Below are 25,547 nucleotides of genomic sequence, written 5' to 3'. Positions count from 1 at the left end.
GTCAGCGCGCGCTGAACTCGGCGTAAGCCCGCATCAGACGCGGAAAGTCCTGGGGCTCGGGTAGTTGCTCGAAGCTTTCGACCGCTGCCGTGACGGCCCAAGGCAGTTTTTCGCGGGTCCAGGTTTCCATGAAGGGCACATAGTCGCTGGCGTTATCCAACAAGGTTGCGCGCACGTTGACGAATTCGTCGATGCCGTGGGGGCGGCTGAACAACCAGCTCATGCAATGGGGGCAGAAGTAGTGGCGGTCCACGCCGTGCAGGCCGCCGATCACTGGGCACCCCTGGGTGACCGTGAAACCGCCGGCGGGGATCAGCGCGCTCAGGGAAAACGCGCTGGCGGTCATTTTCTGGCAGCCGGTGCAATGGCACGCCATGGTGATTACCGGCGGCAGGCTGACACTGAAGCGCACGCGGTTACAGCGGCAACCGCCCTCTTGCAGCAGGGTTTCGACGCTCATCATTGCTTCCTTTTCATGATTGGGTGCTTGGCAGGGTAACGTTGGCGGCAGGCCTTGAACAGGCTTGAAACCCCAACCGAACGCTGCGCTGCGCGTGAGGTCGTAACTTCAGGTGTCGAGGTTTCAGACAACCCCGCCCTCCCCGCGTGCGCCGTGGGTCTACCGGTACACGTACCCCCTTGAAGGAGACGCTCACATGGTCATTCACTTCAAAGTCGCCGGGCATCTGGCCTGCGGCCATCACGGTAACAATCTGCCCTCCAGCACTGAGTTGAATCGGGTCAAATGCCGCACCTGCCGCAATACCGACGCGTATAAAGAAGCCCGTCGCAACCAGCGCAACGCCGCGCCGCGCCGCACGCAAGGCCAAGACCCACACCGCCGACGATTGGCGCAGCGCCTGGACCCAGCGTCTGACCGACCTACCCGGCTTGCAGCGCCTGCCACGGGGTTTCAGCGGGCAGCCGTTCGTTTAGACGCGGTTCAAACCAGGCCCCAAGCCGCTGCGTCGAACGCTTCCAGGCTGAGCAGACGCCCATCGGCGTGCCGGAACTTGTCTTCCGGCATTGCCGGGTCCGGGATGGCGATGGCTTGCATTCCGGCAGCTTTGGCCGCGGTAATGCCGAACGGCGAGTCTTCAAAGACCAGGCAGTGCGCCGGGTCGACACCCAGACGCCGCGCCGCCACCAAAAAGATATCCGGTGCTGGCTTGGCGGCGCCCACTTCGGGGTCATCCGCCGTGACGATGGCGTCGAACAGCGCGAACCACTCGCGGTGCCGCGTGATCTTCAGGTCAAAGTAACGCCGTGAAGAACTGGTCCCCACCGCGATGGGGATGCCGCAGGCCGACAAATGCCGCACCAGCGCTTCGGCGCCCGCCATGGCGTCCGCATAGGGAAAGCGCTCATTCATCAACGGCGTGCGCAGCGCCAGAAAATCTTCAGGGCTGATGGGCAGCTCCAGCGAGCGCACGATATAGCTCGCCAGGTCATGGGCGCCCAGGCCAATGGTGTTTTGCTTGAACTGCCAATCGAAGGTGCGACCGTTGTACCGATCGGAAATCAACTGCGTGACCTCGGTATAAACGCCCTCGGTGTCGAGCAGCAGCCCGTCCATGTCGAAAATCACTGCTTTGATAGATGGAACGTTCATCTGTGGTTGTCCTCAGGTACGGCCCGCGTAATGGTCGATCAGGCGATTGAGCAAAATCGCCAGCACGATGATCACGCCCGTGATCGCCATCTGATAGAACGAACCCAACCCGAGCAAATTGAAGATATTGCGCAACACCTGCAGCAGCATCACCGCCACCGCGGTGCCCACCACGCTGCCGCGCCCACCGAACAGGCTGGTGCCGCCCAGCACCACGGCGGCAATCGCGTCCAGCTCCAGGCCCTGGGCAGCGGTCGGTTGACCGACATGCAGGCGCGAGGTCATCAACAACCCGGCAAACGCCGCCAGCCCGCCGCAAATGGCAAACACCGCAATGGTCACCGCGCGCACCGGCACACCGGACAAGCGCGCTGCCTCGAGGTTGCCGCCGGTGGCCAGCACGTACTCGCCGAACACCGTGTAGCGCAGCACCAGCCAGGCAATGGCGGTGATCAGGATAAAGATCAGCCCCAACACCGGAAACGCGATACCGGCACTGGGCAGGATGTCGAGCATCGACGAGCCAAAACCGGTGAAACCGGCAGGCAGGCCGCCAATCGGCGCGCCATCGGATGCCAGGAATGTCGCACCGCGCAACGACACCAGCCCGGCCAGCGTGATGATAAAACTCGGCACCTTGCCAAACACCGTCAAGCTGCCCATCAAGGTGCCGATTGCCAGGCCCACCAGCAACGTCGCCGGCACTGCCAGCCAGCCGCTGACCTGGTTTTGCAAGAGTACCGCCACCAGGATGCCGCCGAATGCGCACAGGCTGCCGACCGACAGATCGATATTGGCAGTGAGAATCACGAAGGTCATGCCGATGGCGACAATCCCCACGATCGCGCCTTGCTGGAACAGGTTGGCGATGTTGCCGAAGGTGAGGAAGTCATCGGACAGAAACGTGGCCACCACCACGGCGAACAGAAAGATAAACACGAAGTTGTAGCGCATCACCCAGTCCAGCACCGCGCGGCGGCGGTGGGTCGTGAGGCTCACGGGCTTGTCGAAGACCGGGGTCGGATTGCTGGCGATAGTCATGGTTCTACACTCTTGTTCTTTAAGGATGCCGACCCACAAGGATGGCTTGGTCGATCTGGTCACGCGTGGCGTGCAGCGGGTCGAAACACACTGCGTTGCGCCCTTCGTGCATCACCCAGATCCGGTCACAGTTGACGTACAACTCGTCCAGTTCGCTGCTGGCCACCAGCACCGCCGCGCCTTCCTGCGCGAGGCTGCGGGCCAGGGCGTACAGGTCGGCCTTGGCGCCCACGTCCAGGCCCCGGCTGGGCTCATCGAGCAGCAACAGGCGCGCGCCGTCGATCACCCACTTGGCCATCACCACTTTCTGCTGATTGCCGCCAGACAGTTGCCGCACGGGCTGCTCCAGGTTGTCGAGCTTGGTTTGCAGGCGCTTGAGCACCGGGCCGGCGCGGTCCTTGGCCTGGCGATGGGAAAACCAGCGCAGGTGCCGCGTGTGCACCAGACAGGCATTGCGGTAGATCGGCGCGTCGAGCACCAGGCCTTCGGTCTTGCGGTTTTCCGGGACCAGGCCGACGCCCTGCCGGATGGCCTGGCGTGACGTCAACGGACGATAAGGCTCGCCAAACAGCTCGACGTCGCTGTCGGTGCGCCCCACGCCAAACAGCGCCTTGAGCAAACTGCTGCGCCCCGCACCATTGAGGCCGGCCAGGCCGACGATTTCCCCCTGGCGCACCTGCAACTCACGCACATCCAGCCCTTGCGCACCCGACAAGTGCCGAATGTTCAGGGCCAGCGTCTCGCGCGGCGGCTGGCGCGGGCTGCGCTCCAGCAGGTCACGATGCTCGCCGACCACCGCCGCAATCAGCGCCTGATCGTCGATGTGTGCCAACTCGTGGGTTTGCAGGGTGCGCCCGGCCCGCAGCACCGTGACCCGGTCGCCGATCTCGCGAATTTCATTCAGCCGATGGCTCACATACAACACCGCGACGCCGGCGGCGGTGATCTCGCGGATTACCTGGAACACTTGCTTGAGTTCGGTTTCATTCAGGGCAGCGGACGGCTCATCCATCACCACCACCTTGGCGTCACAGGTCAACGCCCGGGCAATCGCCGCCAGTTGCTGATTGGCAATCGACAAGGTGCCGACCCGGTCGGTGCTGGAAAAATTCGCGCCGACACGCGACAGCGCGGCCTTGGCCAAGGCGCTGCGCCGGCCACGGTCGATCATGCCAAAGCGCCTGGGCGCGTAGCCGAGCATCAGGTTTTCTTCGACGGTCATTTGCGGGATCAAATCCAGTTCCTGGTAGATCATCGCGATACCGGCCTGACGCGCCTGTTGCGGGTTCTTCAGTTCGATGGGGTCACCGGCGATGGACAGGTCGCCCGCATCAGGCCGGTGGGCCCCGGCGACGATCTTCAATAACGTGCTCTTGCCCGCGCCATTGGCGCCCAGCAGGCAGTGCACCTCGCCCGGCCGCACCTCGAGGGAGGCATCGGTCAGGGCGATGACATTGGGCGGGAAACGCTTGCTGACGTGGCGAATCTCCAGGGCCAACTCATTCATGATCCTGCTCCAGCAGATAACGGGCGGTACCGGCGTCGGTGGCGAGCACATTGACGTAACCGGCCTTGACCGCAGCCCGCACGATGCGGTGTTTGTGGGCGCCGACGCACACGGCCATCGACCAGGCTTTTTCACGCAACGCCGACAGGCGCAGGCCCAGCGTGCGAGCATCCAGTTCGGGCAGCACCGGTTCGCCGTCCATGCCGATGAAACGGCCCATGATGTCGCCCACTGCGCCCAGGCGCTCCAGCTCCCTGAGCAGCGGCAGGTCGATGTAACCCGATTCCATCAACACCGAATGGTCCGACAGCTCCCCCAGGCTGAAACAGGCGACCGGCGCCTGTTCACCCAGGCGCATGACCTGGGCGATCACCGGGTCTTGTTCCAGCGCTTCGCGGGTGTGGGCATGCCCGAGAATCGCCGGTACCGGCAGCAACGTGGCCTGGCCACGCGCCGCCTGGGCGAAACGCTCTGCCACGTTATGGCTCGGCTCGCCGACCGAGCGGGTGTTGATCGCGCCATTGAGCAACACCACGTTGACGCCCTCGTTCCAGCGCGGCACCAGCCACTGGGCCATTTTGGTCAGGGTCCGGCCCCAGGACACACCAATCAGCGCCGGCATCGGTTGCAGGTTGCACAGGTAACGCGCGGCGGCCTGGGTCACTACGTTCAGGGCGTCCTCGTCATCCACCTCCAGCACCAGGGCTTCGCGCAGCCCGTAACGGCGTTGCAGGGCCACTTCCAGCGCCGGTGCGCGGGCCGAATGGGCGACGATGTCGATGCGCACCACCCCACAATCACGGGCTTCACGCAGCAGGCGGCTGACTTGCCAGCGGGTCAGGCCGGTCTCGGTGGAAATTTCACTCTGGGTCTTTTCCAGGTCGTAGTAGAGCTTGGCGACCTGCACCATCAGGTCATCGCGCTGGGAATCCCCGCTGAGCCTGGGTGACAGCGATTCGGCGCTCATGCGGCCGGCCTCACACCCAGGACGCGATTCGCCGGCGGCTTGCAACTGATGGGCGCCACGCTGTCGGTGGCGGCGCGATAACGGCCCAGCAATTCGATGTACTGCTCATGGGCATACGGGTCGGGCTCGATCAGCCGGCCCACGGTGGTGAAGTCCGTGGCCGCTTGCTGCAAATCGCTGAACTCGCCGAGGGCACAGGCGGCTGCGGCGGCGGTGCCGATCAGGGTGAGGTTGTCGTGGGGCACCATTTCAAAAGGCACGCCCGTGGCATCGACGGTGGCCTGCAACCACAACGGGTTTTTCTGGAAGCCTCCGGCGGCGACTACGCGAGTGATCTCGATACCTTCGGCGCGCCAGGTGTGAAAGATATTCGCCGAGCCCAGCGCAATGGCTTCCACCGAAGCGCGGTACAGGTCATGGCGGTCGTGATTGAGCGACAGCCCCATGATCGCGCCGCGCATGTCCGGCGAGCGATACGGCGTGCGGTTGCCCATCCAGTAATCCAGCACCAGCAGACCGGTAGAGCCCGGCTGCAAGGCCGCGGCCTGGCGGATCAGTTGTTGGTGACCGGCATCGTCGAGGCCAAACATCTTTTGTGCGAGCCAGTTGAGGATCGAGCCGGCAGAGACTTGCCCGCCTTCCATCAACCACTGGCCGTCCAGCAAGGCATCGGGGTAAGGCCCCCAGATACCGGGCACATCAATACGTTTGGGCGTGTGCATCAACTGCACCACGGAGGTGCCACCGATAAACAGCAATTCGCCCGCGCCGGTGGTGCCGGCGCTGAGCATGGCCATGTGGGCATCGATGCCGCCCTGGGCCACCAGCGTGTCACGGCCCAGGCCCAGGTGGCTGGCGGCATCGGCGGTCAACGCACCGATGCGTCCGCCCACCTTGATCACTTCCGGCGGCAGTTTTTCCGCCAGTTCAGGAATGCCCAGTTCGGCATACAGCTCCACCGGAAAGCGTTGTTGCAGGGTGTCGTAGTTCCACTTGCAACTGGCGTTCAACTGGGAAGCGACCCAGCGCCCTGTCAGCTGGAAGTTGATCCAGTCCACCGCCTCACAAATGCGCGCCGCACGCCGGTACACCTCGGGTTCGTGCTCGGCCAGCCACATCGCCTTGGGCACCAGCCACTCTACGGCGTCACCGCCCTGATTCATCATCGGATGGTGGATCTGTGCAGTACGCGCCGACTCAACGGCAGCGCGGCAATCCATCCATAACAGCGCCGGAGCCAGGGGCTGGCCATCCGCCTGGGCGGCCACCACTGTAGACGCGGTGGTGGCAACACTCACTGCCGCCACCTTGGGGTGACCGGCCTGGCTCATCAACTGCCGGCAGGCCTTGCCCAGCGCCGACCACCAGTCCGCCGGCGCCTGCTCGGCCCAGCCCAACTGCGGGTATTGCGTGGCGTAGGGGGCTTCGGCCACCTGCACCAGTTTGTGGCTGTGCAGGTCATACAACCCGGCGCGCACCCCACCTGTTCCGAAATCCAGTCCCAACAACAACGTCATCGGTCATCCTCCTGCGTCTTGTGCCGCCGACGCTTTTTGTTTTTAACCCTGCAACGGCGCGCGTCGCAGGGCTGGGCGAATCACAGCGTATGCCGTTGGCTCAAGGCCGGAAAATGACCTTGGCGGCCACTTCACTGCGGTCCGCGTAACGCTCGAACATCGACGGCAGCTCATCCAGCGGCAGGTCGTGGGTGATCATGAACTGCCACTGCAATTCACCGGAGGCGAGTTTGTCGATGGACGCGGTCCACTCATCCCCCGGGAACGGTGCCGAGAACGAGTTCCACGCGCCATGCAGGGAAATTTCCTGGCGCAGAAAGTGCGAAAAGGTGGCGGTGCTGATTGGCACTTCACCGGTGGGAATACCGATAAACACCACGTGGCCGCCGGCCTTCGTCAGTTGCACCGCCTGGTTGATCGAGCTGGGATGGCCCGCCGCTTCAATCACCAGCTGGCAGCGCGGCAGGTCACCATCCGCGGCACCGCTGAGCAGGGTGTGGGTCGCGCCAGCCTGGCGGGCCATGGCGAGTTTTTCTTCGGCGATGTCGATGGCCACGATGTCCTTGGCGCCCATGATGCGCAGCCACTGGATCACAAACAGGCCAATCGGCCCGCAACCCACCACCGCCCCGCTCTGCCCGGCCTTGAAGTCGGCTTTCCAGATGGCGTGCAGGGCAATGGCCGCCGGGTCCACCAGGGACGCAGCAATCGGGTCCATGCCTTCGGGCACTTTGATCAGGTTGCTCAACGGCACATTGACGTACTCGGCATAGGCACCGTCGCGGCGGCTGCCGAAGTAGTCGTACTGTTCCGAGCGTGACGGGAAACCACGGGCGTATTGGTCGCTGGTCACGTCCGGAATCATTGGCGGCACCGTCACCAGTTCGCCGATGGCATAGCCCTCGACGCCGCTGCCGATCTCTTCGATAAAACCGGCGAATTCATGGCCGCAGATCAGCGGCATCACATGGGCGCCCTTGCTCAGCATGCGCGGGATATCCGAACCACAGACACCACACGCGGCTACGCGCACCAGCGCGTGGCCGGCCTTGACCGCAGGTTTTGGAACGTCTTCGACCCGGATATCACCCGGTTTGTACATGACGGCAGCTTTCACAGTGAAATCCCCTGGTTGGTAAGCAATGGAAAGTGCGGCGCCTCAGAGCGCGCCGGGACGGTATTCGCCGAAGGTGGCGTCGTGCTTGACCTGGGCCGCATTGGCCTTGGTCACGACTTGGGTGCCCGCGTCGACGAAGGCCGGGATGGTCTTGCCGGTGATGAGGCCACGCGCGGCTTCGATGGCGACTTCGCCCAGATAACGTGGATCATTGAGGGCGGTGGCCACGTATTGGTCGCCGTTCTGAATCGCATTGATGGCTTCCGACAGGCCATCGACGCCTGCCACCAGTACGGTTTTCTTGCCACGCTCGTTGAGCACCTGGAGCGCGCCCATGGCCATGTCATCGTTATGGGCGATCACCGCCTTGACGTCCGGATGAGCTTGCAGCAGGTCTTGCATCGCCGTGACTGCGTTGGCGCGCATGTATTCGCTGTAAGGACCTTCGATGATCTTGAAGTCGGTGCCGGCCAAGGCAGTGTGGAAGCCTTTGCGCCGCTCCTGCATCACCACGCCACCGGCATCGCCCTGGATCTCGATGATCTTGCCTCTGACCACGCCTTGTTGTTTCAACGCGGCCACCAGCGCTTTGCCGGACAGCTCGCCCATCTCGGCATTGTTGCGGCCGATGGTGGCAGCGACCGGCGCGTTGATGGCGCGGTCGACGGCGATCACCGGCACCTTGGCGCGCTTGGCCGCTTCGAGGGAGGCACCGACGGCGTCCGGGTTCACCGCATTGATGATGAGGACGTCGACCTTGCGGGTCAGCAGGTCCTGGATATCGTTGTTCTGCTTGCTGATATCGCCATTGGCGTCGAGGAAAATCAACTCGTCGCCGTCCTTGGCGGCAGCGGCTTTGGCGCCGTCGCGCAATTGCACATAGAACGGAGACTGGAGGGTGACCTGGCTGAAACCGATCTTCAGATCCTTGGCCTGGGCATTGAGCGCCAGTACCGAGGCCGTGACAGCCAGTGCGAGGGACAGCACCTGAACAGGTTTACGGGCGATCTGTAGCATGGTGATTCCTATTTTTATTGTTGTCTGGATTCGGGCACGACCTTCAAGGAGGCCGCACTCACAAATGTGAACAGCGATCACATTTGAAAAACTATGCCTTGCGCCCGGAGGTGTCAAGGCAATTTTGTTAAAATCCAAACATGCGATATAAAAATCACACCACCAGAACAGCCCCCGCTTCATGGATCACCTGGCGCTGTGCCGGCGACAGGCCTGCATCACTGATGACCCGCTGGAAATCCGTCAGCTCGGCAAAATGCGCCGCGCGTACCTGGTCGAACTTGGTGTGATCGGCCACCAGCACACAGGTCTGCGCGCGGGCCATGACCCGGCGTTTGACGTCCACTTCATTGAGGTTGAAACAGGTCACGCCCTGGCTCGCGCTGACCCCGGCCGCCGAGATGAACGCCCAGGCCACGCGAATGCCATCAATGATCCCGGCCTCGGCACGGCTTTCGAACACCAGGTTGCGCCGGTCAAGCATGCCGCCGCACAGAATCACGGTGCAGCCCGGCTTTTGCTGGAGCTTGAGCAGCACGTTGAGGGAATTGCACAGCGCGGTGAACTCAAGGTCGTCGGGCAATGCGTCGATGATAAACGGCGTGGTGGTGCCGCAATCGATGAAAATCGTGTCGCCCGGACGTACCAGGCTGGCGGCGAGCAGGCCGATCTGACGCTTCTCGGTGACGTTGCGCTGGTCTTGCTCGGCGACCTGATAGTCCGGCTCCGGCGCACCGCTGCGGGTCACATGGCCGCCCAACAGGCGCAGGCCCTGGGGGCTGTCCACCAAGTCACGACGCAGGGTCATTTCCGATACGCCCAGCAAGGCGGCCATGTCCCGCAGGTGCACCGCTACCTCACCCTGCAAGGCCTGATGCATGGCTTTGAATCGTGCGTTTTTCTTTGAATCCACTGCGCTTTCACCCAGGTTGTATGTGGCCGGCTGACAACAAGGCTCACAAAATCCATTTACAATGTTATTTATTTCACATTTAATGCCTTCAACTTAACACAAACAGGCTTTTCCCAGCACCCTCTTCCCCACAGGACGCCCCTCATGCCCCAAGATAACGCAGCCCTCGCCGCCTATATCGACCACACACTCCTCGCCGCCGATGCTTCCCGGGCGAGCATTCGCAAACTCTGCGACGAAGCCCGCGAGCATGGCTTCAAGTCCGTGTGCGTCAACAGCGCCAATGTGCCGCTGGCGGTTGAATGCCTGCGCGGTACCTCGCCACTGGTGTGCGCCGTGGTCGGGTTTCCGCTGGGCGCCGGCTTGAGCGCCGCCAAGGCGCATGAAGCGCAGTTGGCGATCCAGGCTGGCGCGCGGGAGATCGACATGGTGCTGAACATCGGCTGGCTGAAGGACGGCCTGCTCGACCAGGTGCGTGACGATATCGCTCAGGTCCTCAAGGCCTGTGGCGAGGTGCCGCTGAAGGTGATTCTGGAAACCGGCTTGCTCGACGACACTCAGAAGACCCAGGCCTGCGTGATCTGCCGCGCCTTGAACGTCGCCTTCGTCAAAACCTCCACCGGTTTTGGCCACGGCGGCGCCACCCTGGCGGATGTGCGCCTGATGCGCGAAGTGGTCGGGCCAGAGATCGGCGTGAAAGCCTCAGGCGGCGTGCGCGACCTGGCCACCGCCCAAGCGATGATCGAGGCCGGTGCCACGCGCCTGGGCAGCAGCTCCGGGATCGCGATTGTCAGCGGGCACACTGCGGTGGCCGGCGCCTATTGAGCATGAAAAAGCCCAGCGGGGTTGCTGGGCTCATTGGCTCATTTCACTTTGCTGCTCAGGTTGTCAACGGTGCGCTTGAGGTCGTCATAACTGCGTTTCTGGTCGCTGATATCGCTCTTGAGCCGATCGATCGTGCTTTTCTGATCGGCAACGGTGCGCTTCAGGTCCGCCAGTTGACTGTCACTGCTGCTTGAACTGGAACCCTCCTTGCGCCTGAACTCATCAAGCGTTCGGGTCTGAGCGTCCAGCCGGGACTTGAGGCTTTCCAGCGTCTCGTCTTGATGCTTTTGTGCGGTTTGCAGCGTCTCGATATCCCCTACCGAAATACCCGATGTCTGCAACACATACTCGTCTCCCTTGACCCGCGACGCCGCCGTCAGGCGATCACCTCGATCAGCACTGTACCGGCCCCATTGCACCACCTCCTGCGCCTGCACAGCCGTTACCGCGCTGGCCGCCAATACACCCACAACACCTGCAACAAGCTTCCAGGACGACGTGCGAACACTGAGCATCACTTGATTCCTTTCCAGACAGCCGGGATGGCATATCGCTACGACTGTCATTTTCGAAACTTATTCCCAAGTTGCGGGAATAGGCCGATTGACTCTGCAAAGCCGGCGTAGATCACTGATCTATCGAGCTTTTTCGTACGCTTCCACAGAGAAGAAAGGGCTTCATGACCTTGCGCCACAGAGCCTGGATCTATATATTCCCAACCCTGCTGCACCGCGCTACCGCCCGAATGGCGAAACTGGTAGACGCATGGGACTTAAAATCCCCCGCTCGAAAGGGCGTGCCGGTTCGATTCCGGCTTCGGGCACCATAGATATCAAGGGCTTGCATGATGAACTTCATGCAGGCCCTTATCTTTTGTGTTCCGCAATTTCTGGATCTGTTTCATCCTCTTTTGACTCTTGTATTGACATATCGGTAAATCTCGATATCTTGCGCTCATGGAATTACTCGAAATATTCAAAGCCCTCTCCAACCCTACACGCCTTGAAATCCTCAAAGGCCTGAAGGACCCCGTTAAGAACTTTCCTCCACAGGATGAAGGAGACGTTCTCACGGTGGGGGTCTGCGTCAGTAGTATTCAGGAAGGCATCGGGCTGTCGCAGTCAACGGTGTCTGGTTATCTTGCAACACTGCAACGAGTGGGCCTGGTCGAGGTCAGGCGCATCGGTCAGTGGACCTACTACAAGCGCAATGAAGCCACCATCAGTGCGCTTGCCAAGATCATAGGGACAGATCTGTAATTTTTTTACCGCATGATATCGAAATATCTCGATATCCCTTTTTATCGATATGAGGATTCACAATGAAAGCGTTGATGCTTAAGTCATTTGGCGGCCCGGAATCGTTCGAACTCTGCGACGTGCCCAAGCCAGTGCCGGGTGCGGGACAAGTCCTGGTGCGGGTACACGCGACCTCCATCAACCCCTTGGATTATCAGGTTCGACGTGGTGACTATTCCGACCTGGTGCAACTACCGGCCATTACCGGACACGACGTCTCGGGGGTTGTCGAAGAAGTCGGGCCGGGGGTGACGTCCTTCGCTCCGGGCGACGAAGTCTGGTACACCCCGCAGATATTTGAAGGGCCAGGCAGTTACGCCGAATACCAGGTTGCAGCCGAAAGCATTATCGGGAAGAAACCGCCATCGCTGAGCCATCTCGAAGCGGCAAGTCTGACCCTGGTTGGCGGGACGGTGTGGGAAGCATTGACCGGTCGTGCAGTGCTCAGAGTGGGAGAAAGCATCCTGATCCACGGCGGCGCGGGAGGCGTAGGTCATATCGCGATCCAGGTCGCCAAGGCCATTGGAGCGCGGGTCTTCACGACCGTGCGCGAAGCACACTTCGAGTTCGCACGAAGCATGGGGGCCGATGTGGTTATCGACTATGAAAAGGAGGATTACGTCGATGTCATCAATCGGGAAACGCATGGCCGCGGAGTCGATGTGGTGTTCGACACCATCGGCGGCAACACGTTGACGCGCAGCCCTGATGTGCTCGCTCAACTCGGCCGCGTGGTCTCGATTGTGGACATTGCTCAGCCGCAGAACCTTGTCCAGGCATGGGGCAAGAACGCGAGTTATCACTTCGTTTTCACCAGACAGAACCGGGGCAAACTGGATGAGCTGAGCGCATTGGTAGAGCGCGGTCAGCTGCGGCCACACGTCGGCGCTGTCTATTCGCTTGCCGACATTGCGCTCGCCCATGCCCGACTGGAAAAGCCCAACAACGGCATTCAAGGAAAAATCGCGATTGCAGTCGAGCCATCGCTTATTTCGTAGGTTCGTACTTTTAACTGTTCAAGTCATATGAGAGGAACACCATGATTTATGAAATCGCTCTGCTCCCCGTCCACAAAGAACGCATTGAAAATTTCAGACGTGCATTTGCCGAAGTCGCTCCATTGCTCACCCGTGCGAAGGGTTACGGCGGACACTTGCTCGCGCAAGGAATTGAAAGCCCCGAGCGGTTTAATTTGATAGTGCGTTGGGCTTCACTTGAAGATCACACGCCGGGCTTCGAAGAGAGTGAAGACCATCGGATATTCATGGCAGGCCTGGAAGAATATTTTTCGGAAGAACCGAGGGTCTACCACATTGAAGGAGCTGCTTTTTCTGCTGGCGAACAGGTAGTTGCCGGTTTCGTAGAATGGCGAGGCTGACTGCTTTTGGCCGATTTACGCAGGAGCTGACCGGCAGCTTTGGGTCGTTAGCTGCCGGTCGTGGATGGGGACTATCACTCATTAGACATACGTGCGACTGGTCAGATCGAATGCTAGTGGCCGGTCGCCCTTATCTTTTTGTCTCGCAATAACTTTCCAGCAACTGCCTAGGACTTGGCAGACGGTGCACCGTCTCCATGCGAGGCGATGATCGCGTCGAAGATAGCGGCATATTTACGATTGTGACTGTCGCGGGCCGCCGCCGATCCTTTGTCCAGCATCTCGTCAACCGCCCTTTTTTGTTCAAGAACCCGTGCCAGTGTCTCGTCACTGTTACGCAATGTGCGCCCTTGCAAATCCAGCATCATCTTTTCCTCGATCATTCAAAGGCGGCATGAGCCGCCACATGCTGAAAAGGTTAGCCTTGCAGTGGTTCGTGAGAAGTAAAGAATTGTGAGTATTTTGAGGACGCCTATTAAGAGCTTGAACACCCCGGCAATTGCCGGGGTACCTCCCAAAACCACCACATCATTCCGTCGGCGCGTACTGCATCTCACCGTTGCCGAACGACCAGTCTTCGCGCTTCACGTCCACCAGGCTGATCCACACGTCTTCCTTGCGCAGGCCGGTTTTTGCGTGGATGCCCTCGGCGATGAACCGGTAGAACGCCTTTTTCACTTCAACCGTGCGGCCGGCGTTCCAGGTCACCTGGATAAACACAATGCGCGGCGTATAGGTCACGCCGAGGTAGCCGGCGGCGGGATACACCAATTCATCCCGGGCATGGCGGTTGATGATCTGGAATTTGTCGTGCTCCGGCACATTGGCCACGCTGGTCATGGCGGCATACACCACATCGCCGATCGCCGCAGCGGTTTCAGCGGAAGTGTCGGCGGCGAGGTCGATTCGAACTAAAGGCATGGCAATCATCTCAAGGGTAAACGGCCTATCCACGGCGGCGGCCCGTGGTGATTACGCTAGTCTCGACCTATTGATTCATCAAGCGCATAATTTTCCAAATCATGATGAGTAATAAGCATGCTATTTCAGGATTTGAAAGCGTTCGTGACGGTCGTCGAGAGTGCGTCGCTGACCCGCGCTGCGCAGACCTTGTGCCTGACGCAATCCGCCGTATCCCGGCGCATCCAGCACTTGGAAGAAACCCTGGGTGAGGCCTTGTTCGACCGCTCCACTCGCCCGCCTTTGCCCAATGCCATGGGCTGGCGCATCTATGAGAAAGCCGTGGATCTGCTGCGCGACGCCGACCATCTGCTGAGTATTCCCCAGGAAAACGCCTTGCCCAGCGGTCGCTATCGGGTGGGTTTGACGCAGATCGTCGCGGATGCGGTGGTGCTGGAGGTGGTCACGCGGATCCGCACCGAACTGCCCGGCCTGGAGATGCAGATCGTCACCGACTGGAGCTCGACGCTTGAGCAACAGATGCTCGCGGGCGAACTGGATGCGGCCACATTGATGCTGCCGGCGGCCAACCGCCCGCCCGCCGGCCTGGACAGCCACTTGCTCACCACGCTCGATATTCTGGTGGTGCAAAGCAAGCACCATCCCCTGGTCCGCGCCGCCAGTGACATCCACCAATTAGCCTCCCTGGAATGGGTGTTGAACCCCAAAGGCTGCGGCTACCGCGCGGCGCTGGAAGCGGCCATGGGCAGTCGCGGCCAACGCTTGAAGCTCGCCGTCGACACCCACGGCGCCGGCGTGCAGATGCGCATGGTGGCCGCCGGGCTGGGATTGGGCCTGATCCCCCGCACGCTATTGCCCGGCACTGCCTATGCGGATGAACTGAGCATCGTCGAGCTCAGCGACTTTCAGTTGACCTTGGGCGTGTGGATGACCCAATCGCCCCACCCCGGCAATTTGCGACGGGCCAATCAGTGGCTGGCCGAGACCATCGCGCAAGGGTTGTCAGCCTGAATCACTCACGCTCCAGCACAAAGTCGTAATGCGCACGCTTGAACGGCAGCGCCATGCCAAGCCTCGCGGACAGCTCGTCATGGGCCGTCTGTGGCGCATAGGCCACCTGCAACGACGCCTTGACGCCAAACACCGCATCGGACGCCAGGTACGGGTCCCCCTCAGTGAACAGGTGGGTCACCAACTTGCGATAACCCGGCGCTTCCAGCATGAAATGCACATGCCCGGGCCGCCAGATGTGACGGTTGGCGGCATGCAGCATGCGCCCGACAGTGCCGTCGTCCGGGATCGGATAGCACACCGGCAGGATCGTGCGGATCGCATAGTTGCCCTGCTCATCGGTGCGATACCGTCCGCGCAGGTTGCCGAACGGTTGATCGACGTCCTGTCCTGAATACATGCCATTGCCGGCGGTCTGCCAGACATCCAGCAGCGCATTGGCCAAGGGTTTACCTTCGGTGTCCAGCACGCGCCCGTGTATCAAGGTGGATTCGCCGGGCGTAAGGGCCATGTTTTCGCCAAAGACACGCTCCGGCATGCCGTCAATGTAGAACGGTCCGAACACCGTGGTTTGCGTGGCCTTGGCACTCTGCCGGTGGTTGACCGCGTCCACCAGCATCGACAGGCCCAGGGTGTCCGACAGCAGAATGAATTCCTGACGCACCGCCCCATCGCACAGCTGACCCGTTTCGGTCAGAAAACCGATGGCTTCGAACCACTCCTGCTCGGTCAGCTCCACCTCACTGGCGAACGCGTGCAGGTGGCGAACCAGGCTCTGCATCACTTGCTTGAAGCGGGCGTCTGGCGCGTCGTTGAAACTGTCGACGGCTTGTTGAGTAATCAGCGATTCGAAAACACGGTCGGGATGGGACATGGGCAGGCTCCGGCACATCAGCGCTCCGGGGCGGATACTCCGGAGAACCCTTGTTGTTTTATGGGTTATTCCAGAAACACCCCGGTATGCCGGTTTATTCCACTAGAGCATCGGCGAACTGCTGACCACGCGCAGCGCCAGCCCTTCGTAGGCGTCCAGCGTGATGGTGAACTCGCCCTCGGGCGTCAGGTCGCCTTCGACCCGCTCGTTGATGATGTCCACCACCGGACCTGGCGCAACGTCGGGCAAGTGCAGGGTTTCGGTGAGCGGCGTGGCGCCGAAATTCAAGGCGGTGATCTGCGTGCCTTTGCCGGCAGGCAGCTCGTGGACCATCACCAGCAGCCCTGGGTGGTCCACGTCCGGCACCTGGATCTGGCGGCTTGCGGCAATGTCGTAGGCGCGGCGTACGGCGAGGATTTTCTGCAACTGCGAAGCGAAGGACGCCGGGTCCTGCAACTGGCTGTTCAAACTGCCATACAGCGTATTCGCGCGCGGCATCTGCCCGGCCGACAGCTCGGCGTCCGGGTTGAGGTCCACCAGGTCGTAGGCGCCGCGATGAATCCAGCGCGTATCGCCGTCGGTCATCAGGTGCGCCACCTCATCGGCGGCCAGCGGCAGCGCGCCTACCAAGTCCCAGCCGGACAGGGCAAATACCCCGGGCTGCATCGCGTTGTACATCACCAACAGCAAATGAATCTGGCGAATCTGCTGGATGTCCGCCGCGCTGATCGCCTCCAGCTCGCGAATGCCCAGCGCTGCCGTGATCAGGCTGACGGTGGTGCAGGCCACGCCATTGGTGACGAACTTGAGGTTATACGGCGCGTGTTCGCCGGCCAGGCGTTCGTACATCTGCTCGCGGATATGCTCGCGCAGGATATTGCCGGGGAACGTCTGGCCCTGATACAGGAAGGTGTCATGGGCATGCAGCGTCCAGAAATGCACGAGTTCCAGGGTCAACTCGTCATGGTTTTGCAGGGCATGGATCAACGAGCCGGGATCGATGCCCAGGCTGTGCATCTGGCGCAGCATGAGGCGAAGGAACTCGGTGTCGCCCATCAGCAAGGCGTGTTGGTAGGCGGGCCGGGTGATGAAGTCATAGGACAGGTCGGCGCCGCCGTGGGACATGGCGGCGATATCGTCGACGGTCAGGTTCAGCTCCTGGAAGCTGAACCCGCCCGCCTTGCGGATCGCCCCGCCCAACAGTTGGTTGCCAGTGATCGACAACGGATGGCTCTCCGACCACGCCGAGCCTTCCAGCTTGCGTTCCACGCCGAGAAAACCGTTGGCGTCCAGACGCAGGATCTTGGCGCCCATCACGTCGATGGCATGCAGCGCATCGCCAATGATCATCTGCTGCGCGGCGAAGGACGGATCGAGCCAGTTAAGCGACGGCTGGCCCTCCTTGAAGTAATGCAGGTACACCCAGCGCCGCGGCTTGCCGTCCACACCGACCACCACGGGCGTGGCGCTCCAGTCGGTCTCCTTCACCCCGGGCTCGAAGAAGATCACCCGTTGCAGTTGGCCGACGATGTAATGCTTGTCGCGCAGGGCATCGACCTGCAACGGGCTGAGGTTCTGCGCATCGCGCCCCTCGGCCACCTCGGGCAGGAGCGGCCAGTCTTCCTCGCGGATCTCCACCATGTGGTACAGGCCCGGGTAATCCTCATAAGCCATCTCGGCCAGGCGAAAGTCCGCCCCCTTGCCGGTGTGCGACGGGATCACATCGTCAATGATCACTGCGTTATGCGCCGCAGCCATGCGGGTCATGGCCTGCAACTGTGCTTCGGTGCCGAGTTGCGGGTCGATGTCGAAGCTGATGCGGTCGAAATTGCCATCGATGGTCGGCGTGTGCCGCGTGCCGGACAGGCCCCCGGACTTTTTCAGCGGACCATTGTGAATGCCCTGAATACCGATTTTAGACAGCGCGTGCCACAGGCTTTCGTCCCCCAGGGCTTCAAGCACCGTGCCGCCGTCGCGGGTGATGATCGACGCGGGATATGCGGTGAACCACACCGAGGACAAGGCACTGGCATCACGGGGCCGGGTTTGTGCGTAAGGCTGCTGCCACAAGCGACCCTGCCCCGAATAAAGCCGGGCCCGCTGCCGCGCCGCGTGCAGCATCGATTGTTCCACCAGCCAGTTCACATGGTCCTTGTCCGCCGCCGTCATAAGCTCGATACCCGTCGTCGTGAGTGAATCCAACCGGCAGATTCAGCCGGTGGTAAGCATATGAGGCGCCCCGTGGCCATTCGTTGCATCGAATCTGCCATCACGCATGAGGCGACGCCTACTGTTGTCGGTACTCGCGCGGCGTCATGCCGGTGTGACGCCGGAACACCTGGGCGAAATGCGCCGGGCTGTTGTAACCCACCTCCAGGGCGATCTGGATGATGCTCTGGGAAGTGCTCGACAAGAGCTCACGGGCCCTGGCCATGCGCAGCCGAATAAAGAACTGCGACGGCGAATGACCGGTCGCCTGGTGGAACAGGCGGCTGAAGTAGAAGCGGCTCAACCCCGCTTCTTCGGCGAAGTCGTCCAGACTCAGGTCGAGGTCCAACGCTTGCTCCATCCGTTGAATCACCCGTCGCAGTTGATATGCGGGCAAGGCATTTCGCGGCTTGGCCTGTGTGCCATGCTCACGATAGTGCCGTACCAGATGCACCGCCAAAGCCTGGGCCAGGCCGGTGGCAGAAAGATTGCTGGGCGTGCGGTGCCCGGCCAGCTCCTGGTGGATGCAGCGCACCAGGCACGCCACGTGAGCATCCCTGGCCCCGGACAGCTCGACCAGGCGTATACGTTGACCGTGCTGTTGAAGATCAGCCGCCGCCTGGTCCAGCAGACGTTGGCTCAGGTACAGATGCACCACCTGGAACGTCGCTTCGCCTCGGGTTTGCCAACGCATTTCGTAAGGCCGCTCAGCCTGGGTCAGGAAAAAATCGTCGACACCGACGTCACTGTTGCTCCACCCCTGCCCCAACTCGCGTTCCTGCACCCGTGCACCTCCGCAAAGCACCAGCACCAACAGCGGTTCGGCCACCGCCGGCACCATGATGGCGTGGGCAGTGCTGGCATGGGTGAACACCTGTATCTGGACATCCGGGTGCAACCAATGCGCAGGCGCTTCAACGGGACTGGGCGCCAGGTAATGCGGCATCGACTGCGCAGCGATTCGTTCAAGTGGTTTCATCAAGTGGCCAACGTGTATATGGGCGTTAACGGTAGCAATAAAAAGCAAGATCACAATAGTTTCGACAAACACCCTCCAGATTCGAATGGGCCAACAGCGGACAGTAGGCCCTCATCCAATGCCTGTCGGCCTGGGTGCCTTAATTCGATCAGGAGTGCTGTTTCAATGAATACCATCCCTCAAGACTTCGCCGGAAAAGTCGTACTCGTCACCGGCGCCGCCAGCGGTATTGGGCGCGCGGTTGCGCTGCTGATGCATGAACGAGGTGCAAGCGTCATCGCCGAAGACAAAAACCCGACAGTCGAGCAATTGGCTCGTCCCGGGCTGGTCCCCCTTGTGGCGGACATCACCCGGGACGGCGTCGCCGAACAGGCGGTGGCCAAAGCCATCGAACACTTCGGGCGGCTGGATGTACTGGTGAACAACGCCGGGATCATCATCAACAAACCGGTGATCGACATGACCCGGGAAGACTGGGAGCGCGTGCAGAACGTCAACGTGACCGCCGCGTTCCTGCATTCGCGCGAAGCCATCAAAGCCATGATTCCCAACGGCACGGGCGCCATCGTGAACATTGCGTCCTACGCGGCGTACCAGGCGTTTCCCACCATTGCCGCCTACACCGCGTCCAAGGGGGCGCTGGCGCAGCTCACACGGACACTCGCGCTGGAAGTCATCGAGCACGGCATTCGCGTCAACGCGGTGGGCTCCGGGGATGTGGTCACCCATATTCTCGACAGCGTCGTCGCCGACGGGCCGAGCTTCCTGGCACAACACGGCGAAACCGCACCGATCAAACGCGCCGCACAGCCGGAAGAAATCGCTGAAGTCGTGGCATTTCTCGCCTCGAACAAGGCGTCTTACATGGTCGGTTCAGTGGTCATGGCGGATGGCGGTATGAGCGTGGTTGCCGGCTAAGCGGACAGGCGATCTTTTCAGCGCCTGCGCTACCGCTTTCGCAGGCAAGCCAGCTCCCACAGGCGATTCGCTGTGGCTGAAAGAGCTCTGCCAACAGGGCCGGCGCGCCAGACGCTTTCTCCCCAACAATAGAGCTCTAATGTCGGAGCTGGCTTGCCTGCGAAGACGGTGGCACAGCAAGTACCTCTGCACCTGACACAACTCCCGCGACCTGGAGCTACTTGACCAACCGCTTTTCCTTGGAGGGGCGGTATCCGAAATACGAGCTGTAGCACTTGCTGAAGTGGCTTGGCGAGACAAACCCGCAGGCCACCAGCACTTCCACCTGCGACAGTTCGGTGTGCTGCAACAGGCGGCGAGCTTCGGTGACGCGCAGTTCCATGTAGTAGCGTTGCGGCGTGGTGCCCAGTTGTTCCTTGAACAGCCGCTCCAGCTGGCGGCGTGAGCGGCCGGCGTAGACCGCCAACTGGACCAGTTCCAGCGGTTCTTCGAGGTTGGCGTCCATCAGTTTCACCACTTCGCGCAAGGGCGCGCTGACGCTGATGTTTTCGGTGGGTTTGACGCGGCGGTAGCGAGACTCTTCGAAGGCCAGAATGTCTTCGATGCCTTCGACCAGCGCCTTGCCGTGCAGGCCTTTGATCCAGTCCAGGGCCATATGGAAGGCGCCGGAGGGGCTGGACGCAGTCAAGCGGTCGCGGTCGATCACATAGGGTTCGCTGGTGACGTGGGTGGCCTTGGACACTTCCGCCAGGGCCGGGCGATGTTCCGGGTGGATCGCGCAACGGTAGCCCTGCAACAGACCGGCGCGCCCAAGGAACCAGGAGCCGTTCCACAACCCGGCAAGATGGATGCCGTGTTCGGCGGCGGTGCGCAGCAGATGGATGAAATCTTCGCTGGCCTTGAGTTCGGTACGGAAACCACCGCAGATCACCAGCAGTTCCAGGGTTTGCAGCGCCGCTGCGTCGAGGCGCGCGTCCGGGCGGATGACCAGCCCCAGATCGCTGATGACTTCGCCATCGTCCCAGCCGAACGTGCGGGACTTGAACAATTCGGGACGCAGCAGGTTGGCGGTGACCAGAGTGTCGAGGGTCTGGGTGAAGGCCGGAAGCGAGAAGTGTTCGAGCAACAGGAAGCCGACGCGGGTGACCGGTGTCGGCTGCCAGGGCGCATCGTTGAGGTAGCGCAGGTTCTTGCCTTGCATGCCGCCGCTGAATTGACGTCTTTCCATCGAGGGTTGGCCCACTCTTGTTGTTGATGCAGTGGGCGCCATCTTAGGGGCAAATGCAGCGGCTGTCTCAGGCGGCGCGCAACGCCGCCAGCTTCAGGCCGAAACCGACCAGAAACATGCCCGCAAGCTTTTGCATCACCCGCGAAGCCGTGGCATTGGCGCGCAGGCGACTGGCGAAAAAGCCGGTCAGCAGCACCACGATCGTGCCGTAGATCAGGGTCAGGCTGGCAACGGTTGCGCCCATGAACGCAAAGGTCGAAAAGCCCGGGTTGCTGGTCGGATCGATGAACAGCGGGAAGAACGCCATGTAGAACACAATGGTCTTGGGGTTGAGCAAGGCGATCGTTGCGCTCTGGCGCAGGTAATGGCGAGGCTTGATCTCCAGTACCAACGCGGCGCCCGGCTTGGCGAGCAACAGGCTCGCGCCCAGCCACATCAGGTAGGCCGCACCCAGCCACTGCACGGCATGGAAGGCCGCCGGGTGGGATTGCAGGATGGCCGCAACGCCGGCCACCGCCAGCCACATCAATACCTGATCGCCCAGGATCGCACCAAACGTGGCCGCTATGCCGGCACGCAGTCCGCCTTTGCTGGTGGAGGTGATCAACGCCAGGTTGCCCGGCCCCGGGATCAACAGCAGAAGGATGAACGCCAGCACAAAGGAGCCGTAGTCAGTTACGCCGAACATGGGAATGCCTCACGGAAAAGGTGGATCGAGTCTAAAACGCGCAATAAAAGCTGAACAAGATGTTTCAGCGCCATTGCGTTGCTGTATCGAACAAAACAGCGCAATCCTGGGTTTTATTCCCTGATACTCAAAAAAACCGCTGCCCTCCAGCCCCTCAACCTACTGAGAGGCGGCGCATCTGATACGGTTTTTTCTTCACTATCTGAATCTGTACCAAAAACGCCTCGACGCCGACAATCAACGCACGCCCGACATCCCTGTCGGGCGCGACAGGCAGGTGCCTGCCGCCCTTCCCTCCGGAGGTCCCATGACCAAGATGGCAATTTTCCTGTTCGGCTTTTTGGCGCTGACCATCGGTATCGGCCTGCTGGCGACCATTTCGCCGGTCTGAGCCTAGCGGAACGTCACCATTTCAAAGTCCGCCGAGGTGCCCGCCGCCTGCATCGCCAGCTCCTTGATGGCGATGGTGCGCACCTGGACGCCCTCGTTCCACGGGTTGGTGTAACTGAGCAGTCCGCTCGCCGGGTCGATATGGAGAATGGCAAAGGCATGCCCATCGCCCTTGGACCAATCCCCATTGCGCGCCGGTTTGCCGCCGAACACGATGGCCGCCCGCGTGCCGACTGCGCCGGCATTGCTCAGCAGGAAGCGGGTGATGTCGTCAGGCGAGCTATGGGCGTCGGCCAGGCGCAGGTGATCACCGTACTGACCCGCCAGCAACTCCATGACTTTGTTGGTGGGCAGCGCACCTTTTGCCGGGTCCAGGTGGAAATACTGGAACATCGCCCCCACCACCGCCGCTGCCGGCGCATCGCCCTTGCCGTATTGGTCCAGATCACCCGCCTGCAAATGGAACACCGTACCCGGCGCCCCCGGCAGGCTGACGTTGAAGCTGCCGTCGGTATTCAGGGTCACGCCGCGTTGCAGGATGTCGGCACCGGTGCGGGTGTTGGAAAACGCCTTGACCACCGAAATGCCCACGCAGTCGCCTTCGCTGGTCTGGTTCAAGTGGGTGCCGATGGGTTGGCGGATCGGGCTGCCAGCCAATGCCGGCGCCCAGGGCCCGGCGTCGATCACGCTGCCCTTGGCGTCTCGTTGCAGGGCGCGAATGCTGCCATCGGCGCTGTAGCTGCCGTCGCTCAGGGAATTGACGATGTTTTTCACGTCGGTGTTCAGGTTGTCGCGGGCACCGCCATCGCGCTGCATCGCGGCCTGAAACACCTGGGATGCCTGGATGATGCGCTGACGGGTATCGGCATCCGGACGGGCGCCACGGCTGTGGTCCAGTTCGGTGAGCAGTTGATGGTAGGCGGTTTCGATGGCGCGAATACCGACTTGGGTGTCGGCGTGCGCGGCAACGGAGGTACTCGCAAGCACCGCGAGGGCAAGGCAATGGAATAAAGGACGCTTCACGCTGAGGGTCTCGAATGAGAGTGTTGAAGCGATCCCTTGAACCAGGAACCCGTTCAATCGCTTCGTGCCGCAACATCCAGTAGCAGGGCTGACATGCAGCGGCGAGCATGCAATAGCCGCTCAAAAGCCGTCAATGGCGGCAAGCGGCTATAGGCATTCCCTCACCCCGAGAACAACATCGGGTACAGCGACAGCACCAGCAACCCGGCCATCGAGCCATTGAACAGGCGCAGCCAGCGCGGTTCGCGCAACACATTGCGCAAACCGCTGCCACAACCGACCCAGATGCACACACTGGGCAAGTTGACCACGGCAAACACCAGGGCAATCAGCAGCACGTTGGCCACATAACCTTCGGCCGGCGTGTAGGTGGTGATGGCACCCAGCGCCATGATCCACGCCTTGGGGTTCACCCACTGGAAGGCCGCCGCGCCGAGGAAGGTCATGGGCCGGGCTTGCGCGTCGCCACCCTCGGACATGCCCCCGGCCGTGGCAATTTTCCAGGCCAGATAGAGCAGATAAGCCGCACCGACGTAACGCAGCAGCGTGTACGCCCACGGGAATACCTTGAACACTTCGCCCAACCCCAGGCCCACGGCGATCACCAGCACCATGAAACCGATGCTGATCCCCAATGCATGGGGCATCGAACGACGGAAGCCGAAGTTCACGCCCGAAGCCAGCAACATCGTGTTGTTCGGCCCGGGTGTGATCGACGACACGAAGGCAAACAGTACAAAGGCCGACAATAGGCTGGTGGACATGAACATGGCGCGGTATCCGGGCGAAGAGGCATGCCAGTGACATTAATGGCTTGCGAGGCCGGCTGCCCCGTACAGCCATGCTCGGATCGAGGGATACACTTTCAAGGGACGACGCTGACGGTGAGTTGTTCGATCACCAGTGGGCCGCCTGTCCTGACCGTCCAGTCCTGGCGCAACTTGCGATGGTAGACACGGCTGTCACTGCGGCTCTGCCATCCGGCCAGTTGCGCACTGTCGGCGCGCACTTCCCCGTACCAGTCGACCACGAAGCTGACGTGATAGGACTGCGCGGCGGTCTGCTTGATCTCGATGGCCGACACGTCATGGAAATTCCACAGTGTCTGGGCCAGCAGGTTGTTGTACCAGTCGGCGAACGCGGCGTGGCTGGTCAGCGGCGCCATGCCGGGGAACACCGCCGACAGGTGCTGGTCATCCAGATGGGCGAGAAAGTAGTCGGCACTGGAGGCGTGTTCGAAATGGGTGAACCATTCATAGATGAACTGGCGGATGTCATTGCTGTTGGTCGCGGCCAAGCCGTTTAGCGGCTGGAACTGACGAGCCTGTTGTTCGTACTGGGCCAAAGGCGCGATTGCTTTCGCCGTGGCGGCATGGCTGCATCCCAGCCACGCGACTGAAAGGCTGAGTGCAAGTATTTTGAAGCAGGCCCCTGCGGCCCGGCGGCGATAAAGTGGCATGGCATGTCCTCGTTGGGGTTCGAGGGGCCAGCTTAGGGCGCGGGATGGGTGCGAAAAAGGCGCCCAAGCCACAAGCGCTTTGAAGAGAAACTTCAGGATCAATCGCATGAGCAGACGACTCCCGGTTTTGCCCCGGGAGTCGTGTGAGGCGGGAACGGCTCAGTTCTGCGGACGTTGCTTGGTCGAATCCAGCTCGGCTTTCTTGGCCGTGGAAATTTCGGTGATCTGCGCCGACTTGGCGATGGCCAGGTCGAAAGTGTCCTGCATCTTGGCAATGGCTTCGGTGGATGTGCCTTTCAGCCCACCGTTGGCCGCCCAATCGAAGTTCCACACGCCGGACAGGTTGTCGGCACCCGCCACGTCATGGGTTTCGATGGCGGTGAATACATCCGGATGACGTTCCATGTACTTGGCCGCGTCGGACACATCCTTCGGCACCTTGCCCGACGCATTGTTGGCCAGTTGCGTCAGTTCCTGCTTGGTGATCGCCGACTTGCCATTCTGGCGCATATAGTCGGCGATGACCTTGCTGGACTTGGAGATGTTCAACTTGTCGTCGAACACCGAAGGTGAGGTTTTTGGAGTGTTCGACCCGCCACCAGTGGGCGTTACAGTAGTAGACATCGGCGCTGCTCCCTCAATGAAACGAATGAAAT

Annotated in this window: 27 protein-coding genes, 1 tRNA gene and 1 pseudogene; 8 read left to right on the top strand and 21 right to left on the bottom strand. The window is 61.4% G+C overall.

All coding sequences use genetic code 11. The features are described 5' to 3' along the window. Window position 1: 1 nt before the first annotated feature. Window positions 2-460 carry a GFA family protein gene (locus ACW9IB_RS00640; RefSeq protein WP_457411799.1) on the bottom strand — a complete coding sequence of 153 codons (459 nt, stop codon included), beginning with the start codon at window positions 458-460 and terminating at the stop codon, window positions 2-4. Window positions 461-656: 196 nt separating this feature from the next. On the opposite strand from ACW9IB_RS00640, the pseudogene ACW9IB_RS00635 reads away from it, so the two are divergent. Continuing rightward, a pseudogene (locus ACW9IB_RS00635) lies at window positions 657-936 on the top strand (hypothetical protein). A gap of 7 nt (window positions 937-943) precedes the next feature. Here the strand turns inward: ACW9IB_RS00635 and ACW9IB_RS00630 are convergent. The 8 genes from ACW9IB_RS00630 to deoR form a co-directional block, all read right to left on the bottom strand. Next, the gene (locus ACW9IB_RS00630; RefSeq protein WP_457411798.1) at window positions 944-1,612 is read right to left on the bottom strand and encodes an HAD-IA family hydrolase; all 669 of its coding nucleotides are present in this window, start codon (window positions 1,610-1,612) and stop codon (window positions 944-946) included. Window positions 1,613-1,624: 12 nt separating this feature from the next. Beyond that, a complete protein-coding gene (locus ACW9IB_RS00625; RefSeq protein WP_457364383.1) occupies window positions 1,625-2,653 on the bottom strand; it encodes an ABC transporter permease in 1,029 nt (342 codons plus the stop codon). 19 nt (window positions 2,654-2,672) lie between these two features. Further along, window positions 2,673-4,160, bottom strand: coding sequence for a sugar ABC transporter ATP-binding protein (locus tag ACW9IB_RS00620; protein ID WP_457411797.1), 1,488 nt, complete (start codon window positions 4,158-4,160; stop codon window positions 2,673-2,675). Continuing rightward, window positions 4,153-5,127, bottom strand: coding sequence for a sugar-binding transcriptional regulator (locus ACW9IB_RS00615; protein WP_457411796.1), 975 nt, complete (start codon window positions 5,125-5,127; stop codon window positions 4,153-4,155). Before ACW9IB_RS00615 ends, ACW9IB_RS00620 begins: the two co-directional genes overlap by 8 nt. Next, window positions 5,124-6,644, bottom strand: coding sequence for an FGGY-family carbohydrate kinase (locus tag ACW9IB_RS00610; RefSeq protein ID WP_457364380.1), 1,521 nt, complete (start codon window positions 6,642-6,644; stop codon window positions 5,124-5,126). Before ACW9IB_RS00610 ends, ACW9IB_RS00615 begins: the two co-directional genes overlap by 4 nt. A gap of 100 nt (window positions 6,645-6,744) precedes the next feature. Further along, on the bottom strand, window positions 6,745-7,761 hold the full coding sequence (locus ACW9IB_RS00605) for a galactitol-1-phosphate 5-dehydrogenase (protein ID WP_457364379.1): 1,017 nt from the start codon (window positions 7,759-7,761) through the stop codon (window positions 6,745-6,747). 42 nt (window positions 7,762-7,803) lie between these two features. Then, a complete protein-coding gene (locus tag ACW9IB_RS00600) occupies window positions 7,804-8,778 on the bottom strand; it encodes a substrate-binding domain-containing protein (RefSeq protein ID WP_457411794.1) in 975 nt (324 codons plus the stop codon). Window positions 8,779-8,932: 154 nt separating this feature from the next. Next, window positions 8,933-9,691 carry a DNA-binding transcriptional repressor DeoR gene (gene deoR / locus ACW9IB_RS00595; protein ID WP_457411792.1) on the bottom strand — a complete coding sequence of 253 codons (759 nt, stop codon included), beginning with the start codon at window positions 9,689-9,691 and terminating at the stop codon, window positions 8,933-8,935. A 144-nt stretch (window positions 9,692-9,835) separates the two neighbouring features. Between deoR and deoC the strand changes: the two genes are divergently transcribed. After that, window positions 9,836-10,516 carry a deoxyribose-phosphate aldolase gene (gene deoC / locus ACW9IB_RS00590; RefSeq protein ID WP_457411791.1) on the top strand — a complete coding sequence of 227 codons (681 nt, stop codon included), beginning with the start codon at window positions 9,836-9,838 and terminating at the stop codon, window positions 10,514-10,516. A 38-nt stretch (window positions 10,517-10,554) separates the two neighbouring features. On the opposite strand, the gene ACW9IB_RS00585 is transcribed toward deoC, so the two are convergent. Then, window positions 10,555-11,031 (bottom strand): hypothetical protein, encoded by a 477-nt coding sequence (locus ACW9IB_RS00585; protein WP_457411789.1) that lies wholly within the window; start codon window positions 11,029-11,031, stop codon window positions 10,555-10,557. Between the two features lie 224 nt (window positions 11,032-11,255). On the opposite strand from ACW9IB_RS00585, the gene ACW9IB_RS00580 reads away from it, so the two are divergent. The 4 genes from ACW9IB_RS00580 to ACW9IB_RS00565 all read left to right on the top strand — a co-directional run bounded on the left by ACW9IB_RS00580 (window position 11,256) and on the right by ACW9IB_RS00565 (window position 13,192). Next, a tRNA-Leu gene (locus tag ACW9IB_RS00580) sits at window positions 11,256-11,342 on the top strand. A 130-nt stretch (window positions 11,343-11,472) separates the two neighbouring features. Further along, the gene (locus tag ACW9IB_RS00575) at window positions 11,473-11,775 is read left to right on the top strand and encodes an ArsR/SmtB family transcription factor (RefSeq protein WP_457364374.1); all 303 of its coding nucleotides are present in this window, start codon (window positions 11,473-11,475) and stop codon (window positions 11,773-11,775) included. A 62-nt stretch (window positions 11,776-11,837) separates the two neighbouring features. Next, a complete protein-coding gene (locus tag ACW9IB_RS00570) occupies window positions 11,838-12,812 on the top strand; it encodes a zinc-dependent alcohol dehydrogenase family protein (RefSeq protein WP_457411788.1) in 975 nt (324 codons plus the stop codon). A gap of 41 nt (window positions 12,813-12,853) precedes the next feature. Further along, window positions 12,854-13,192, top strand: coding sequence for an antibiotic biosynthesis monooxygenase family protein (locus ACW9IB_RS00565; RefSeq protein WP_457411787.1), 339 nt, complete (start codon window positions 12,854-12,856; stop codon window positions 13,190-13,192). 167 nt (window positions 13,193-13,359) lie between these two features. Here the strand turns inward: ACW9IB_RS00565 and ACW9IB_RS00560 are convergent, their stop codons facing one another. Continuing rightward, window positions 13,360-13,575 carry a hypothetical protein gene (locus tag ACW9IB_RS00560; protein ID WP_457364371.1) on the bottom strand — a complete coding sequence of 72 codons (216 nt, stop codon included), beginning with the start codon at window positions 13,573-13,575 and terminating at the stop codon, window positions 13,360-13,362. Between the two features lie 145 nt (window positions 13,576-13,720). Further along, complete coding sequence (locus ACW9IB_RS00555) at window positions 13,721-14,113, bottom strand: tautomerase family protein (RefSeq protein WP_457411786.1); 393 nt, start codon at window positions 14,111-14,113, stop codon at window positions 13,721-13,723. A 117-nt stretch (window positions 14,114-14,230) separates the two neighbouring features. On the opposite strand from ACW9IB_RS00555, the gene ACW9IB_RS00550 reads away from it, so the two are divergent. Beyond that, the gene (locus ACW9IB_RS00550) at window positions 14,231-15,124 is read left to right on the top strand and encodes a LysR family transcriptional regulator (protein ID WP_457411784.1); all 894 of its coding nucleotides are present in this window, start codon (window positions 14,231-14,233) and stop codon (window positions 15,122-15,124) included. Window position 15,125: 1 nt separating this feature from the next. Here ACW9IB_RS00550 and ACW9IB_RS00545 read toward each other — a convergent pair whose 3' ends face one another. From ACW9IB_RS00545 to ACW9IB_RS00535, 3 genes are all read right to left on the bottom strand, one after another. Continuing rightward, entirely contained in the window at window positions 15,126-15,998 is an 873-nt protein-coding gene (locus ACW9IB_RS00545; RefSeq protein ID WP_457411782.1) for an intradiol ring-cleavage dioxygenase, read from the bottom strand. A 102-nt stretch (window positions 15,999-16,100) separates the two neighbouring features. After that, a complete protein-coding gene (gene treS / locus ACW9IB_RS00540; RefSeq protein WP_457364367.1) occupies window positions 16,101-18,167 on the bottom strand; it encodes a maltose alpha-D-glucosyltransferase in 2,067 nt (688 codons plus the stop codon). Window positions 18,168-18,285: 118 nt separating this feature from the next. Next, entirely contained in the window at window positions 18,286-19,185 is a 900-nt protein-coding gene (locus ACW9IB_RS00535; protein WP_457411781.1) for a helix-turn-helix domain-containing protein, read from the bottom strand. 165 nt (window positions 19,186-19,350) lie between these two features. On the opposite strand from ACW9IB_RS00535, the gene ACW9IB_RS00530 reads away from it, so the two are divergent. Beyond that, complete coding sequence (locus ACW9IB_RS00530; RefSeq protein ID WP_457411779.1) at window positions 19,351-20,103, top strand: SDR family NAD(P)-dependent oxidoreductase; 753 nt, start codon at window positions 19,351-19,353, stop codon at window positions 20,101-20,103. 217 nt (window positions 20,104-20,320) lie between these two features. Here the strand turns inward: ACW9IB_RS00530 and ACW9IB_RS00525 are convergent, their stop codons facing one another. The 6 genes from ACW9IB_RS00525 to ACW9IB_RS00500 form a co-directional block, all read right to left on the bottom strand. Next, complete coding sequence (locus ACW9IB_RS00525; protein ID WP_457411955.1) at window positions 20,321-21,304, bottom strand: GlxA family transcriptional regulator; 984 nt, start codon at window positions 21,302-21,304, stop codon at window positions 20,321-20,323. Window positions 21,305-21,398: 94 nt separating this feature from the next. Next, window positions 21,399-22,019, bottom strand: a complete 621-nt coding sequence (locus tag ACW9IB_RS00520) for a LysE family transporter (protein ID WP_457364364.1) — start codon at window positions 22,017-22,019, stop codon at window positions 21,399-21,401. A 393-nt stretch (window positions 22,020-22,412) separates the two neighbouring features. Then, entirely contained in the window at window positions 22,413-23,432 is a 1,020-nt protein-coding gene (locus ACW9IB_RS00515) for a hypothetical protein (RefSeq protein WP_457411777.1), read from the bottom strand. Between the two features lie 161 nt (window positions 23,433-23,593). After that, a complete protein-coding gene (locus ACW9IB_RS00510) occupies window positions 23,594-24,202 on the bottom strand; it encodes a LysE family translocator (RefSeq protein WP_457411776.1) in 609 nt (202 codons plus the stop codon). A 95-nt stretch (window positions 24,203-24,297) separates the two neighbouring features. Then, entirely contained in the window at window positions 24,298-24,777 is a 480-nt protein-coding gene (locus ACW9IB_RS00505) for a hypothetical protein (RefSeq protein WP_457411775.1), read from the bottom strand. 273 nt (window positions 24,778-25,050) lie between these two features. After that, window positions 25,051-25,515 carry a hypothetical protein gene (locus ACW9IB_RS00500; RefSeq protein WP_457364487.1) on the bottom strand — a complete coding sequence of 155 codons (465 nt, stop codon included), beginning with the start codon at window positions 25,513-25,515 and terminating at the stop codon, window positions 25,051-25,053. Between the last annotated feature and the right edge of the window lie 32 nt (window positions 25,516-25,547).

This window comes from Pseudomonas sp. SDO524_S393 (assembly GCF_054071875.1).
Note: the sequence above shows the minus strand (reverse complement) of the source record. Positions and strands in the feature narration are given on the sequence as shown.

What these genes read in the sequence shown, in the direction of transcription:
- ACW9IB_RS00640 (WP_457411799.1), bottom strand. Translation starts at nt 460, where the DNA reads ATGAGCGTCGAAACCCTGCTGCAAGAGGGCGGTTGCCGCTGTAACCGC.
- ACW9IB_RS00630 (WP_457411798.1), bottom strand. Translation starts at nt 1,612, where the DNA reads ATGAACGTTCCATCTATCAAAGCAGTGATTTTCGACATGGACGGGCTG.
- ACW9IB_RS00625 (WP_457364383.1), bottom strand. Translation starts at nt 2,653, where the DNA reads ATGACTATCGCCAGCAATCCGACCCCGGTCTTCGACAAGCCCGTGAGC.
- ACW9IB_RS00620 (WP_457411797.1), bottom strand. Translation starts at nt 4,160, where the DNA reads ATGAATGAGTTGGCCCTGGAGATTCGCCACGTCAGCAAGCGTTTCCCG.
- ACW9IB_RS00615 (WP_457411796.1), bottom strand. Translation starts at nt 5,127, where the DNA reads ATGAGCGCCGAATCGCTGTCACCCAGGCTCAGCGGGGATTCCCAGCGC.
- ACW9IB_RS00610 (WP_457364380.1), bottom strand. Translation starts at nt 6,644, where the DNA reads ATGACGTTGTTGTTGGGACTGGATTTCGGAACAGGTGGGGTGCGCGCC.
- ACW9IB_RS00600 (WP_457411794.1), bottom strand. Translation starts at nt 8,778, where the DNA reads ATGCTACAGATCGCCCGTAAACCTGTTCAGGTGCTGTCCCTCGCACTG.
- deoC (WP_457411791.1), top strand. Translation starts at nt 9,836, where the DNA reads ATGCCCCAAGATAACGCAGCCCTCGCCGCCTATATCGACCACACACTC.
- ACW9IB_RS00585 (WP_457411789.1), bottom strand. Translation starts at nt 11,031, where the DNA reads ATGCTCAGTGTTCGCACGTCGTCCTGGAAGCTTGTTGCAGGTGTTGTG.
- ACW9IB_RS00575 (WP_457364374.1), top strand. Translation starts at nt 11,473, where the DNA reads ATGGAATTACTCGAAATATTCAAAGCCCTCTCCAACCCTACACGCCTT.
- ACW9IB_RS00570 (WP_457411788.1), top strand. Translation starts at nt 11,838, where the DNA reads ATGAAAGCGTTGATGCTTAAGTCATTTGGCGGCCCGGAATCGTTCGAA.
- ACW9IB_RS00565 (WP_457411787.1), top strand. Translation starts at nt 12,854, where the DNA reads ATGATTTATGAAATCGCTCTGCTCCCCGTCCACAAAGAACGCATTGAA.
- ACW9IB_RS00560 (WP_457364371.1), bottom strand. Translation starts at nt 13,575, where the DNA reads ATGATCGAGGAAAAGATGATGCTGGATTTGCAAGGGCGCACATTGCGT.
- ACW9IB_RS00555 (WP_457411786.1), bottom strand. Translation starts at nt 14,113, where the DNA reads ATGCCTTTAGTTCGAATCGACCTCGCCGCCGACACTTCCGCTGAAACC.
- ACW9IB_RS00550 (WP_457411784.1), top strand. Translation starts at nt 14,231, where the DNA reads ATGCTATTTCAGGATTTGAAAGCGTTCGTGACGGTCGTCGAGAGTGCG.
- ACW9IB_RS00545 (WP_457411782.1), bottom strand. Translation starts at nt 15,998, where the DNA reads ATGTCCCATCCCGACCGTGTTTTCGAATCGCTGATTACTCAACAAGCC.
- treS (WP_457364367.1), bottom strand. Translation starts at nt 18,167, where the DNA reads ATGACGGCGGCGGACAAGGACCATGTGAACTGGCTGGTGGAACAATCG.
- ACW9IB_RS00535 (WP_457411781.1), bottom strand. Translation starts at nt 19,185, where the DNA reads ATGAAACCACTTGAACGAATCGCTGCGCAGTCGATGCCGCATTACCTG.
- ACW9IB_RS00530 (WP_457411779.1), top strand. Translation starts at nt 19,351, where the DNA reads ATGAATACCATCCCTCAAGACTTCGCCGGAAAAGTCGTACTCGTCACC.
- ACW9IB_RS00525 (WP_457411955.1), bottom strand. Translation starts at nt 21,304, where the DNA reads ATGCAAGGCAAGAACCTGCGCTACCTCAACGATGCGCCCTGGCAGCCG.
- ACW9IB_RS00520 (WP_457364364.1), bottom strand. Translation starts at nt 22,019, where the DNA reads ATGTTCGGCGTAACTGACTACGGCTCCTTTGTGCTGGCGTTCATCCTT.
- ACW9IB_RS00510 (WP_457411776.1), bottom strand. Translation starts at nt 24,202, where the DNA reads ATGTTCATGTCCACCAGCCTATTGTCGGCCTTTGTACTGTTTGCCTTC.
- ACW9IB_RS00500 (WP_457364487.1), bottom strand. Translation starts at nt 25,515, where the DNA reads ATGTCTACTACTGTAACGCCCACTGGTGGCGGGTCGAACACTCCAAAA.